This is a genomic window from Rhizobium sp. BK312 (assembly GCF_014193605.1).
Lineage (GTDB): Bacteria > Pseudomonadota > Alphaproteobacteria > Rhizobiales > Rhizobiaceae > Rhizobium.
Map to the genome: position 1 here is coordinate 56,012 of NZ_JACHZP010000003.1, position 12,252 is coordinate 68,263.

The following is a 12,252-nucleotide window of genomic DNA, read 5'->3' on the forward strand; positions in this document are numbered from 1 at the left end:
TGCGTAGCGGTTTTCCGTCCGGAATTGCGTGAGATAGAACGGCTCAGGGCGCAAACCGGCCCGGAGCGTAAGCCGAAATATCGATGAAGGGCTTCTTGCCGGTGATGAGCTCGGCGAGCACGCGGCCGGTCACCGGGCCGAGCGTCAGCCCGTGATGGGCATGACCGAAGGCGAACCATAGGCCGTTATGGCGCGGTGCCTTGCCGATGATCGGCATCATGTCGGGTGTGCAAGGCCGTGCTCCCATCCAGGGTTCCGGATCGAGCCGCTCGCCAAGCGGGAAGGTGGTGCGCGCGACGGCTTCGGCACGGTCGAGCTGGACCGGTGTCTTCGGAGCATCGCGCAGGGCGAATTCGGCACCGGTCGTCAGCCGGATGCCGCGGCTCATCGGCGCCAGCAGATAGCCGCGCTCGGCATCCAGCGTCCAGTTATTGAGGATGGCGTCGCCCTCGGTGGCGTAATGCATGTGATAGCCGCGCTTGACGCCGAGCGGGAAGGCATAGCCGAAGCGTTTCGTGACGATATCGGCCCAGGGGCCGAGTGCGACGACGGCATCCTCCGCCTCGATCGACCCTTCCGCCGTCACCATTCTCCAGGCCGAGCCGGCCATTCCGAGCGAAACGGCATCTCCCGTCGTCACACGCCCGCCAATGCTTTCGAAATATCGGCGATAGGCTGATGTCAGCCCGTGCGGGTCGAGCACCGACCAGGGGTCGCGCCAGCGAAGCGCGCCGGAAAAATTGCCTCTGAGATGCGGCTCCATGGTTGTGATCTCCGCACCGCTCAGCGCGTCGTAACCGATGCCAAATTCGCGGTTGAGTCGTTCGGCCTCGGCAAACTCGGCGTCGCGCTTCCCGTTCGAACGGAACAGCTCCACCCAGCCGTTCTTGCGAATGAGCTCTTCGGCATGCGAGGCTTCGATGAGATCGTTGTGCTCGCTGACGGAATGTTCGATCAGCGGCGCGTAGGCGCGCGAAATCATCTCGTGGCGCTTGGTATTGGAGTTCCACCAATAGCGGGCGAGGAAGGCGATTTGCGCCGGCAGAGCGTGCAGATGATAATGCGCGTCGATGCGATTGTTGAAGGCATAGCGCAGCAGCAGGCCGAATTGCTGCGGGAAGCCGTAGGGCACGACGCCCTCGCGCTGAATGAGGCCGGCATTGCCGAAGGATGTTCCCTGGCCTGGTGGCTGGCGATCAACGAGGACGACTTGCCGTCCCCGCCGCTGCAGATGGATTGCCGTCGAAACGCCGACGATGCCCGCACCGAGAACGATTGCGTCCTTTGTCATTTTATCCTGCTATCCGCATGCCTAATGCATTGCCGCTCGGTCGTTCCGTATTGTCTGACCGCGCTCTAAGCATCGAAAATGCCTGCCAAATTTCGCCGGCGCAATTGAAAAATGCGGTCAGGCCGCACTCTGTTTCAGGCAGGCGTTTTCGGCGCGGATGCGGATCACAAGAATGATGCCGTTGAGCAGCGAAAAGATCGCGGCGTAAAGCGGCATGCCGAAGGCGAGCGGCAAGACAGCGATCTCGCCGGCGACGACGGTATAGTTCGGATGGCTGAGGAAGCGATAGGGTCCTTTGGTCACCAGCGCCGCGCGGGGCAGTATGATGATGCGCGTCGTCCAACGATCCTTCAGTGTCGCCAGTACCCAGAGGCGCAGTCCCTGCAGCACCATGAAGAGCAGGAACCAGACGAGATCGACAGGCCGGCCGATGGCGAGCAACCACAATCCGATCAGCCAAGCTGCGTGCATCGCCACCATGAAGGGATAGTGCTCCGGCGCATATTCCCGAGCGCCGCGGTCAAGGAGCGCTGCGGTATTGCGCCTGGCATAGATAAGCTCCGCCAGCCGCTGCAGCGTCACGAAGGCCAGAAGCGCGATCGACGGCCACAGCATCAGGCGACTCTCCTCAGGGTAATACAGCTTGCCGAAAATCCTGGCCCCATGGCAAGCAGGGCGGAACGCTCCGGCAAGCCGGCCGCAATGGCGCGCTCCAGCACGAACAGTATCGTGGGCGAGGACATGTTGCCGTAGTCGCGGATCACCTCGCGTTCGATTTCGAGCGAGCCTTCTTCAAGGCCGAGCGCGCTTTCGAGCGCCGCCAACACCTTGGCGCCGCCCGGATGACAGATGAAGCGGTCGACATCGGAGATCAAAAGCCTGGATCGCTCCAGAATGCCCGCAACCGCGCTCCTCAGATGCGTCTCGGCAAAGACCGGCAGTGATTGCTCGAGGATGATACCGAAGCCGGTATCGTCGATCTTCCAGCCCATGATGCCGAGGCTCTCGGGGAAAAGATGTTCTCCGGTCGATTCGATTTCCGCAATGCCGCTTTCGCCGGCCCGGAGCACGCAGGCCGCTCCGCCATCGCCGAACAGCGCGGTTGCGATAATATTGGGCCGTGTCAGCTCGTCCAGACGAAAGGCAAGCGAGCAGAGTTCGATCGCGACGAAGAGTACGACGGCGCCTGGCCGGCTTCTTGCCATTTTCGTTGCAACGGCAAGGCCGGATACGCCGGCAGCACAGCCGAGCCCGAAGATCGGCACGCGCTCGATATCCAGGCGAAAGCCCATCTCGCCCGCAAGCCGTGCCTCGAGGCTCGGCGTCGCGAGCCCTGTGGACGAAGCCGTGACGATGCAGTCGACCTCTCTGGCCTCAAGACCGGCCCGCTGCAGCGCTGCCGTTGCAGAACGGCGGAAAAGCTCGGAGGCCACCTCAACATAGGCAGCCATGCGATCCTGCCAGCCGTGCGGCTCTTCGAACCAAGAAAGGGGCCGCGCCACATGGCGCTTGCGAATGCCGGTGCTCTCGAACACGCGCGCGAGATATTTGAAGTCCTGAAAACGGTCCGAGAACAGACGGGCCGCCGTCTCGGCAGCGTCGGTCTGGAGAATGATGTTGTCGGGCGTTGCGACGGCAAGGCTTAGAAGTTTGACGGTATCGGTCACGAGTTTCTCCTACGCCCTTGAGGGGCGTGGGATGGAAACACGTGGTGAGGGTGGTCTATTCGATGCCGGAGCGGTCACGAAAGAGTGACGGCGTCCCGGCTTGGGATGCGCCGAAAAAATTTTTCGCATCGTCCGAATAAAAGATGCCGATGGTGTGTTCTCCCCTCGCAACGTTCATTTTGCCAAGGAGACATTCCATGACGACCAAAGCAATTCGCCTGGCTTCCATCGCTCTCGGCGCAAGCCTGACCCTCGGCGCTTTCGCCATCCCGGTCTTTGCTGCCGGCGACGATTCCAGCACGACGCCGACCTGCAAGAAGGGCGAGATCTACGATCAGAAGACCAAGAAGTGCGTCAAGCAGCAGGGCGCCAACGTCACGGACGAAAACCGCGCGGATTATGCATACTCGCTCGCCAAGAAGGATCATCGTTACGAGGAAGCCCTGGCGGTTCTCGACACGATGAAGAACCCGAATACGGCAGAAGCACTGAACTATCGCGGTTACGCCACCCGCAAACTCGGCCGCACGGACGAAGGCATTTCCTATTACCAGAAGTCTGTCGCCATGGATCCGAAGTACACGCTGGTTCGTGAATATCTCGGCGAAGCCTACGTCATCAAGGGCCAGATGGACCTTGCCAAGGACCAGCTGAGCACGATCAAGACGCTCTGCGGCAATACGAGCTGCGAGGAATATCGCGATCTTCACGCCGCGATCATGAATCCGTCCAGCCTGTGATCGCAGGTAAGCGCCGGGGATAAAGACGGCAAGCAGGGAGCTTTACGAGGGATATGGGAGTGATGCCAGTCGCTCGTGGCGCAATTTCCGCTTATAGTCTGACGGCAGCGGAGCCGCCAAAAAGATCGGCGGCTCCCGGACATGCGGGAATGGCGGAGGCTGTCATAGCGAGCGAAGAGGATATCAGGGCGGGACTGTCCCAGCATCTGACGCGGCTGTGGCGCTATGGTGTGGTGCTGTCGCGTCAGCGTGACGTGGCCGACGATCTCGTGCAGGCGACCTGCGTCAGGGCTCTGGAGCGAGCGGCTCAGTTCACATCGGGCACGCGGCTCGATCGCTGGCTCTTTGCCATCCTGCATTCGATCTGGCTGAACGAGGTCCGCTCGCGCCGCGTGCGTATGGGGCAGGGCTTTGTCGAAGCCGACGAGACGCTGGTTTTCGACGGTGCTCGGCAAACCGAAACGCATATTTTGGCCGGGCAGGTGTTGCAGCGCGTTCAGGCCCTTCCGGAGGCGCAGCGCACTGCGGTGTTCCTGGCCTATGTCGAAGGGCTTTCCTATCGCGAGGTGGCTGACGTTCTTGATGTGCCGATCGGAACGGTCATGAGCCGGCTGGCGGCGGCGCGGGCGAAACTCGCCGAGGGCATGGGAATGGCGGCTGACGGGAAATCGTCCGGAGGTGAGCGACTGGGGAATGGAAATGAGTGAATCGCATAAAGGACAGATGCCCTCGGACGAGCAGCTCACCGCCTTCATCGATGGCGAGCTGAATGTCTCCGAGCGCGAGCGGATCGAACGATTGATCGCCGGCGACGAGCGCGTGGCGGAGCGATTCGATTTTCTGTCGCGCAGCACCTTGCCCTTCGCAGAGGCATTCCAGCCGATGCTTGCCGAGGCTCCGGCTGCGAGGCTGGATGCCATGCTTGCCGGCATTCCCTTGAGAGAGGAGAGCAAAGCCAGCACTGCCGGCCTCGGCCGCCGCGGTTTCCTTGCGGCCGTCGCCGCAAGCTTCGTCGCTGCCATTGCCGTCGACCGTGCCGTGATCGGCCTCGGCCACCGGCTTTCGAAACCGGACGAAGATGCGGAATGGCGTGCCGTAGTGGCGGAATATCTCTCGCTCTATACGGCGGATACGCTGAGCGCCCCGGCCGGTGATCATGCGCAACAGGTTGCGCAATTGAATGAAGTCGGCGCCAAATTGAATCTGTCGCTGGCGCCCGAAGCCGTCGCCATGCCGGGTATCGAGTTCAAGCGTGCTCAGATTCTGAATTATGACAGCAAGCCGCTGGCTCAGATCGCCTACCTCGATCCGGAAAGCGGTCCCATGGCGCTCTGCATCGTCCGATCCGCCAAGGGTGCGGCGGCGCCGGACATGGAAAATCGCAAGGGCATGAATGTCGTCTATTGGTCGAGCGCCACCCACGCCTTCATGCTGATCGGGCATGCGCCGATCGACCGGATGGCGCAACTTGCGGCTGATATCAGGGCGCATCTGGTCGCCTGAGGGCTGTTTGGCACGCGACTAAAATGGCGTGATTCAAAAAGAATTTGGCGAAAACCCATCCTGCTGGTATTCTTTGCCCAACGAAAATCGAACGAGCGCCAGCAGCATACCCTCAGGGGCCTTGCGCGGCGCGGTGGAAAAGATACGTGAGTGACCCCGACAGCGGCCTAGCGCCGCAGGCAGACGGGGCGTCGGCAGCAGAGCGCAGGAAGGGTAAATCCTCCCGGCGCGCGAAGCGTAAGCGCGGTCACGGCCGTCCGAACGCTCATTCTGCGGAGGCCGCCCAGGCAGGCAAGTCCGGCCAGGTGGCGCAACGCCCAGCAGAGGATGAGGCCGGCTTACCGGCCAAAAAGCGTAAGCGCCGGCGCCGTGCGCGCGCAGCCCAAGGTGGCGCGCAGCCTGCTTCCCAGACACAGCAGCTTTCGGCACCGGCTGAGCATCGTGCCTCGCCGGATCATGGCCATCCGTCTTCGCATAAAAGCGGCAAGAACCGGCGCAAGCATCGCAGCAAGCGTGGCCTGCAGGGCCGGCCTCTGGTGCATGAGAAAGTGGCGCAGATCGTCGCGCCTGCCAATGCGCCTTCGAACGCGCATGCGCCAGCGGCCCATGATGAGCATCGCCAGATCAGGCAATCGCCGCCGCGCCGCGAAGGGCAGGGCCAACATCATCACTATGCCGACGCCGATTCCCGGCCACTCGACCTCTATGCGGCCCTCGACCTCGGCACCAACAATTGCCGCCTGCTGATCGCGCAGCCGACCCGCCCCGGCCAGTTCCGGGTGGTCGATGCCTTTTCGCGCATCGTGCGCCTCGGCGAAGGACTGGGAGCCAGCGGACGTCTGTCGAGCGATGCCATGGATCGGGCTGTGGAGGCGCTGCGCATCTGCGCGGCCAAGCTGAAGACACGCGAAATCCGGCGCATGCGGCTGATCGCGACCGAAGCCTGCCGCGCGGCGGACAACGGCGAAGCTTTCCTTGCGCGCGTGACCGAAGAAACAGGACTCCAGCTCGAAATCATTGATCGCGAGACCGAGGCACGGCTTGCCGTTTCCGGCTGCTCGTCGCTGGTGGGACCGGAGGCGCGCTCTGTCGTTCTGTTCGATATTGGCGGCGGCTCCTCCGAAATTGCCGTCATCCGTATCGGCGAGAATCGCTCCAGCCGGCTGGCCAATCACATCACCCATTGGACCTCGCTGCCCGTCGGTGTCGTCACGCTCTCCGAGCGGCATGGCGGTCGCGATGTAACGCCTGAACTGTTCGAGACGATGGTGTGCGAAGTCCAGCGCATGCTCGAGCGTTTCGATTGCCCGCCGGTGCATGGCGCAGCACGCGACAGCGGCGACTTCCACCTGATCGGAACTTCGGGCACGGTGACGACGCTTGCCGGCGTTCACCTCGATCTGCCGCGTTACGATCGGCGCAGGGTCGACGGCGTCTGGCTGTCGGATGACGAGGTGAGCGCGATGCAGGCCAAGCTCTTGTCTTGGGATTTTGCCGGCCGCGCCGCCAATCCCTGCATCGGACCGGATCGCGCCGATCTGGTGCTGGCGGGATGCGCCATTCTGGAGGCGATCCGCCGCCGCTGGCCGAGCCCGCGTATGCGCGTTGCCGATCGCGGCCTACGCGAGGGATTGCTGACCGACATGATGGCAGACGATGGCGTTTGGCGGCGGGGCCGCTCGCGCCGGGGTCATCGACCGAGGGATATGAAGGGGCCGCAGACGTGACCAAGCCAACCATCGCCGGCAACCGCACGGGCCGCAAGCTCGGCCAGCGCGTCAAGAAAAAGAAGCTGAAGGCTTCGTCGCGCCAATGGCTGCAGCGCCATATCAACGATCCCTATGTGCAGCGCGCCCAGCTTGAAGGTTACCGCGCCCGCGCCGCGTTCAAGCTGCTGGAGATTGACGAGAAGCATCAGATCCTCAAGGGTGCTCGCCGCATCATCGATCTGGGTGCCGCTCCGGGCAGCTGGTCGCAGATCGCCGCCAAGGTGACCGATTCGACCGAGGAGGATATTCGCGTCGCCGCTATCGACTTCCTCGAAATGGCGCCGATTCCTGGCGTCAGCATCCTGCAGCTCGACTTTTTGGAGCCGGATGCGCCGCAGCGGCTGATCGATGCGGTCGGAGGTACGCCCGATCTGGTGCTGTCGGATATGGCCGCGCCGACGACCGGTCATCACCGGACCGATCACCTGCGCACGATGCATCTCTGTGAAGTGGCAGCCCATTTCGCCGTCGAGGTGCTGGCCGAAGGCGGGCATTTCCTCGCCAAGACCTTCCAGGGCGGCACGGAGCGAGACCTGCTGACCTTCCTCAAGCAGAATTTCCGTCAGGTCGTCCATGTAAAGCCCGGCGCATCCAGAGCCGAGTCGGTGGAAATGTTCCTGCTGGCGAAAGGCTTCAAGGGCCGGAAGCTGGAAGGCGAGACGGAAGAAGAGCAATCCGCCGCCGACCGCTAAATCCGGCAACCCTCAATCGCTAAACTGACGAAACCCTCATTGCGCTGCCGTTTGGCTGAAGCGCAATGAGGGCTGGACCATCACTTTGCGGCCGTCTGCTCCACCTGCGGCTGTACCACTGCGACACGCTTGAGGCCAGCCTTGTGGCCGGAAACCATGGCGCCAGCGCTGCGATCCATGCGGATGAAGGGGATGGTGGCGACCACGGTCAGGATCGAAATGCAGAAGAACGCGATATGGAAATCGCGAACCTGTAGCTGCGTGCCGTTGAAGAAGGTCGAGGCTTCCAGGATCATGGCGGCGACGGCAACGCCGAGCGCCAGGCTGATCTGCTGCATGACCGAGCTCATCGATGTCGCCTGGCTTGCCTGCTTGTCGGTGATATCGGCAAAGGCGAGCGCATTGATGCCGGTGAAAAAGAACGAGCGCGAGAAGCCGCCGATCAGCAGGATGCCGACAATGATGAGATGCGACGTCCACGGCTGGAAAAGGCCGGTGCAGATCGTCGTGACTGTCGTGACGGCAGCAGCCGAAAGCAGCGCCGTCTTGAAGCCGACGGCGGTGAAGACGCGGCGCGCGATGAACTTGGTAGAGATCGCACCGATCGCGCCGGCAAAGGTGATGAGGCCGGACTGGAACGGATTAAGGCCGAAGCCGAGCTGCAGCATCAGCGGAGTTAGGAACGGCATGGCGCCGATGCAGATGCGGAACAGCGTGCCGCCCGTCACCGAGGCGCGGAAGGTGGCGTTCTTCAGCAGCGTGAGATCGAGGATCGGCGCCGGGTGTCGGCGCGCATGGCCGATATAGAGGAAGCCGCAGACGAAGCCGATGACGACGGCCGAGATGCCGATATAGGGCGGCAGCGCCGGCAGGCTGATGACGGACATGCCGAAAACGACCCCGGAGGCGGCAAAGGACGTCAAAAGAAAGCCGATGACATCGAGCTTCGGTGGCTTGGTCGCTTCCACCTCAGGCAGGAAGATTGACGCCAAGATCACGCCGAGGATGCCGACGGGAACGTTGATCAGGAAGATCCAGTGCCAGGAAGCATAGGTGGTGATGAAACCGCCGAGCGGCGGGCCGGCAAGCGGGCCGACGAGCGCCGGGATGGAAAGCAGCGCCATGGCCGAAACCAGGTCGCTTTTCTGCGTAGTGCGCACCAGCACAAGGCGCCCGACCGGAGTCATCATCGAGCCGCCAACGCCCTGCAGGAAGCGGGCGAAGACGAATTCCAGCAGGCCGCCCGAAAAGGCGCACATGATCGAACCGATGACGAAGACGCAGATGGCAACACGGAAAATGTTCTTCGCGCCGAAGCGATCCGCCATCCAGCCGCTGATCGGGATGAAAACTGCCAGCGACACCATGTAGGAGGTCAGGGCCAGCTTGAGCGTGATCGGGCCGACATGGAGATCGTTGGCGATGGCCGGCAGCGCTGTCGCGATGACGGTGGAATCCATCTGTTCCATGAAGAGAGCGACGGCGAGGATCAATGGAACGATGCGATTCATAGGCATCTGCCTCGATAGGTCTGTCTGCGGTAAGGCTATCGCTATTGGCGCGATCAGCCGCTCTGTAGTCCTATGCGAGGCCGCTGCCAATCCCGGATCTTGCTCCATGAATGCTTGGGGATCACGTCTTCGTGATGGCCGCTGTCGCTGGCGCGGAACACAGGGTTTGACATATGCTAAGAGCATGTAAATGCTAAACGCATAAAACATCGTTCGGTGTATTAGCGGATTCGGATCGTCTTGTCATGACCAATTTTCGGTCAAGCAGCATGTGTTCCAGGGCCCTTGCTGCCGACGACGTCGATAGGCGCAGCTTACGTTGCGCATCAGCACAAGGAGTAAGTTCATGACTGCCGTCCTGCCCCCGGATACGCATCAGTTCAAATTGGGATCCTGCACCGTAACCGTCGTCAAGGACGGCGCCAGCATCATGGATAATCCCTGGGAGACCTTTGGCTCGAACCAGGCCCCCGATACGGTTCGCAAATTGCTGGAGCAGAATTTCCTGCCGACGGAAAAGCTCGTGAACAGCTATGCGCCCGCCATCATCGATACCGGTTCCGACGTGATCGTCGTCGATACCGGCTTTGGTGCAGCCGGACGCGCGCGTGGCCTCGGCCGTTTTCGCGAGGGGCTGAAGGCCGTCGGCTACACGCCGGAACAGGTCACCGTCGTCGCGCTCACGCATCTGCATGGCGATCACATCAACGGACTGATGGAGGAGGGCGGCCCGGCGTTTCCGAACGCTCGCTACGTTACCGGCGAGATCGAGTATGGGTTCTGGACGGATAAGGCGCGTGAGGGAACGCCGGCGGAAGGCGGGCATAAGGCGGTACTCACCAATGTCGTGCCCTTCGCGGAGAAGATGACCTTCTTGAAGGATGGTGACCAGATCGTCAGCGGCATGACCGCCATGCTGGCGCCGGGCCACACCCCCGGCCATCTCGTTTTCCACCTGGAATCCGGCGGCAGGCAGCTCGTCATGACCGGCGACACCGCCAATCACCATGTCCTCTCGCTCGGCCGCCCGGACTGGGACGTGCGCTTCGATATGGACAAGCCGCAGGCGGCCAAGACCCGCCGCCGCATCTTCGACATGATCGCCGCCGACCGCATCCCCTTCCTCGGCTTCCACATGCCTTTCCCCGCCGTCGGTTTCGTCGAAAAGCAGCCGGAAGGCTTCCGCTACATTCCGAAAAGCTACCAGTTCGATGTTTGAGATAAGCTAATTATGGTAATCGGGATCGCACATGCTGGATGTGCGATCCCGTTTCAATTCCGGACCACGGCACTTCGCCCGAGACGAGGTTCCGTTCCTGCCAGCAGTCGCTGAATGTTCGTACGATGGCGCACAACCACGTAAAGGCTGCCAGCAATCACCAGCAGCCGATAGGGCAATGGCTGCTCCAGGCTGCAGACAAGGACAATCGCGGTCAGTGCTGCCAGGATTGATCCCAGAGAAACAATCCGAAATATAGCCAGGACGACGCCAAAAACCGTTACCGCGCCCAAGCCCACCGGCCAAGCTATCGCCAGCAGCAGGCCTAATCCGGTCGCGACGGACTTACCGCCCCGAAAATTCAGCCAAATGGGGCGGCTGTGCCCGAGCAGCACGGCTAGCCCGGCCAAGCAAACCGCCCAGGGCATCCAGGCTTGTTGATTGCGTGGATCAAGTGCCGTGGACAACGAGGCAGTTGGCAGCGTGCAGAGCCAAGGATAGAACCAACGGGCAAAGATGATCGCTCCAGCACCCTTCAGTACATCGATCACAAGCACCGCAAGAGCAGGCCATTTCCCGAGAGTACGTAACACATTTGTTGCTCCGGTGGACTTGGAACCGTGTTCCCGAAGATCGATGCCCTTGAGCAGTTTTCCCGCCAGATAGCCCGTGGGAATGGAGCCGACGAGATAAGCGATCGCCCATCCAATGATGTTCGCTATCCAGGACGTCAAAAGTGCCACCTTGTCTGTATCCTCAACGGTTATTCGCATGAAATTATCGTAGCGTGGAGGTCGAATTCCCCGCTGAAGCCAAGGTTTGGCATATCTGCGACTCGGCGTAAGCTCAGGAGCGGTCGCGAAAGGGGCCACTATCTTGATGCATAACGGCACGGATGGCGTCTGCAAAAGCAGCAGGCGCCTCCTGCGGCAGATTGTGTCCGACCCCTGCAATAATGCGCCGCTGATAAAACGCGGCCTTGCAATGCCGCGCGGCGTGGTCGATTGCATCAGGTGGATCGACACTGTCGTCGGCACCTTGCAGAACAAAGGTTGGCACGACGATATCAGGTTGCTTGGCCAGTTCTGCCTCTATGGACTGCAGCTCTGGATCTCCAGGAATGCCGCCGAACCGATGTCGATAGGAATGAATGACGACATCGACAAAATCCGGATTTTCGAATGCCGCAAAGCTCTGTTCGTAAGTTGCGTCATCGAAAGTCCATGTGGGGGACCATAGCTGCCAGATGAAACGGCAAAGCTCGCGGCGTTTCTCGGTCAGTCCTCTTCGGCCACGCTCCGAATGAAAGTAATATTGATACCAATAGCGATATTCCTCTTCAGGCGATGTGGGTTGGGCGGCGGCGGCGATGTTCTGAATGTTGTATCCCATTCCGCAACTGACCAGCCCGCGAACGCGCTCGGGCCAGAGTGCAGCAACGATGCACGCCGCGCGGCCACCCCAGTCATAGCCGCCAAGCGTCGCTGAAGAGATGCCAAGTGCGTCCATGAAAGCCAGAAGGTCCGCACCTAGAGCGGCTTGTTCTCCTGACCGGAAGGTCTCGTCGGAAAGGAATCGCGTCGAGCCGAATCCACGCAAGAACGGCACGAAACAATGCCATCCATCTACAGCAAGTTGCTCAACTACCTGGTCATAAGCATGAATGTCATATGGAAAGCCGTGCAAAAGGATTACCGGCTGGCCGTCGAGTGGTCCGCTTTCACGATAGGCAATTTCCAGAACGCCGGCTGTGACCTTCTTCATGTGCCATTCCTCTTCCGGCCAGATGCGCATGTGATTTTTCTAACATGACAAAACCGGTTTTTGACAACAAGTGGAAATCTTCAAACTCGCGCGGCG

The 12,252-nt window shown here is 61.2% G+C and carries 12 protein-coding genes; 6 read left to right on the top strand and 6 right to left on the bottom strand.

Features of this window, described 5'->3' with window-relative positions:
• Positions 1-43 precede the first annotated feature (43 nt).
• The 3 genes from FHT85_RS08850 to FHT85_RS08860 form a co-directional block, all read right to left on the bottom strand.
• Entirely contained in the window at positions 44-1,291 is a 1,248-nt protein-coding gene (locus FHT85_RS08850; RefSeq protein ID WP_183774056.1) for an FAD-binding oxidoreductase, read from the bottom strand.
• 117 nt (positions 1,292-1,408) lie between these two features.
• Positions 1,409-1,906, bottom strand: a complete 498-nt coding sequence (locus FHT85_RS08855; protein ID WP_112335347.1) for an isoprenylcysteine carboxyl methyltransferase family protein — start codon at positions 1,904-1,906, stop codon at positions 1,409-1,411.
• Positions 1,906-2,958, bottom strand: coding sequence for a type III polyketide synthase (locus tag FHT85_RS08860; RefSeq protein ID WP_112409923.1), 1,053 nt, complete (start codon positions 2,956-2,958; stop codon positions 1,906-1,908). The genes FHT85_RS08855 and FHT85_RS08860 overlap by 1 nt, the downstream gene beginning before the upstream one ends.
• 197 nt (positions 2,959-3,155) lie before the next feature.
• Between FHT85_RS08860 and FHT85_RS08865 the strand changes: the two genes are divergently transcribed.
• The 5 genes from FHT85_RS08865 to FHT85_RS08885 all read left to right on the top strand — a co-directional run bounded on the left by FHT85_RS08865 (position 3,156) and on the right by FHT85_RS08885 (position 7,662).
• Complete coding sequence (locus FHT85_RS08865) at positions 3,156-3,698, top strand: tetratricopeptide repeat protein (protein ID WP_112398722.1); 543 nt, start codon at positions 3,156-3,158, stop codon at positions 3,696-3,698.
• A gap of 62 nt (positions 3,699-3,760) precedes the next feature.
• Positions 3,761-4,405, top strand: coding sequence for an RNA polymerase sigma factor (locus tag FHT85_RS08870; protein ID WP_246779934.1), 645 nt, complete (start codon positions 3,761-3,763; stop codon positions 4,403-4,405).
• Positions 4,398-5,201 carry an anti-sigma factor family protein gene (locus FHT85_RS08875; protein WP_183774059.1) on the top strand — a complete coding sequence of 268 codons (804 nt, stop codon included), beginning with the start codon at positions 4,398-4,400 and terminating at the stop codon, positions 5,199-5,201. Before FHT85_RS08870 ends, FHT85_RS08875 begins: the two co-directional genes overlap by 8 nt.
• 146 nt (positions 5,202-5,347) lie before the next feature.
• On the top strand, positions 5,348-6,928 hold the full coding sequence (locus FHT85_RS08880) for a Ppx/GppA phosphatase family protein (RefSeq protein WP_112409926.1): 1,581 nt from the start codon (positions 5,348-5,350) through the stop codon (positions 6,926-6,928).
• Positions 6,925-7,662: an RlmE family RNA methyltransferase gene (locus FHT85_RS08885; RefSeq protein WP_112335353.1), complete on the top strand. Its 738-nt coding sequence runs from the start codon at positions 6,925-6,927 to the stop codon at positions 7,660-7,662. Before FHT85_RS08880 ends, FHT85_RS08885 begins: the two co-directional genes overlap by 4 nt.
• Before the next feature lie 80 nt (positions 7,663-7,742).
• Here FHT85_RS08885 and FHT85_RS08890 read toward each other — a convergent pair whose 3' ends face one another.
• The gene (locus FHT85_RS08890) at positions 7,743-9,173 is read right to left on the bottom strand and encodes an MFS transporter (RefSeq protein ID WP_112409927.1); all 1,431 of its coding nucleotides are present in this window, start codon (positions 9,171-9,173) and stop codon (positions 7,743-7,745) included.
• A 346-nt stretch (positions 9,174-9,519) separates the two neighbouring features.
• Here FHT85_RS08890 and FHT85_RS08895 point away from each other — a divergent pair, with 346 nt between their 5' ends.
• A complete protein-coding gene (locus FHT85_RS08895; RefSeq protein ID WP_112398728.1) occupies positions 9,520-10,392 on the top strand; it encodes an MBL fold metallo-hydrolase in 873 nt (290 codons plus the stop codon).
• Positions 10,393-10,445: 53 nt separating this feature from the next.
• Here FHT85_RS08895 and plsY read toward each other — a convergent pair whose 3' ends face one another.
• Both plsY and FHT85_RS08905 read right to left on the bottom strand, forming a co-directional pair.
• Positions 10,446-11,126: a glycerol-3-phosphate 1-O-acyltransferase PlsY gene (gene plsY / locus FHT85_RS08900; protein ID WP_112409977.1), complete on the bottom strand. Its 681-nt coding sequence runs from the start codon at positions 11,124-11,126 to the stop codon at positions 10,446-10,448.
• Between the two features lie 112 nt (positions 11,127-11,238).
• Positions 11,239-12,156 carry an alpha/beta fold hydrolase gene (locus FHT85_RS08905; RefSeq protein ID WP_112409978.1) on the bottom strand — a complete coding sequence of 306 codons (918 nt, stop codon included), beginning with the start codon at positions 12,154-12,156 and terminating at the stop codon, positions 11,239-11,241.
• Positions 12,157-12,252 lie beyond the last annotated feature (96 nt).

Excerpts from the sequence above, each read along its gene's own strand:
- FHT85_RS08850 (WP_183774056.1), bottom strand. The coding sequence starts at position 1,291 with ATGACAAAGGACGCAATCGTTCTCGGTGCGGGCATCGTCGGCGTTTCG.
- FHT85_RS08855 (WP_112335347.1), bottom strand. The coding sequence starts at position 1,906 with ATGCTGTGGCCGTCGATCGCGCTTCTGGCCTTCGTGACGCTGCAGCGG.
- FHT85_RS08865 (WP_112398722.1), top strand. The coding sequence starts at position 3,156 with ATGACGACCAAAGCAATTCGCCTGGCTTCCATCGCTCTCGGCGCAAGC.
- FHT85_RS08870 (WP_246779934.1), top strand. The coding sequence starts at position 3,761 with ATGCCAGTCGCTCGTGGCGCAATTTCCGCTTATAGTCTGACGGCAGCG.
- FHT85_RS08875 (WP_183774059.1), top strand. The coding sequence starts at position 4,398 with ATGAGTGAATCGCATAAAGGACAGATGCCCTCGGACGAGCAGCTCACC.
- FHT85_RS08890 (WP_112409927.1), bottom strand. The coding sequence starts at position 9,173 with ATGAATCGCATCGTTCCATTGATCCTCGCCGTCGCTCTCTTCATGGAA.
- FHT85_RS08895 (WP_112398728.1), top strand. The coding sequence starts at position 9,520 with ATGACTGCCGTCCTGCCCCCGGATACGCATCAGTTCAAATTGGGATCC.
- FHT85_RS08905 (WP_112409978.1), bottom strand. The coding sequence starts at position 12,156 with ATGAAGAAGGTCACAGCCGGCGTTCTGGAAATTGCCTATCGTGAAAGC.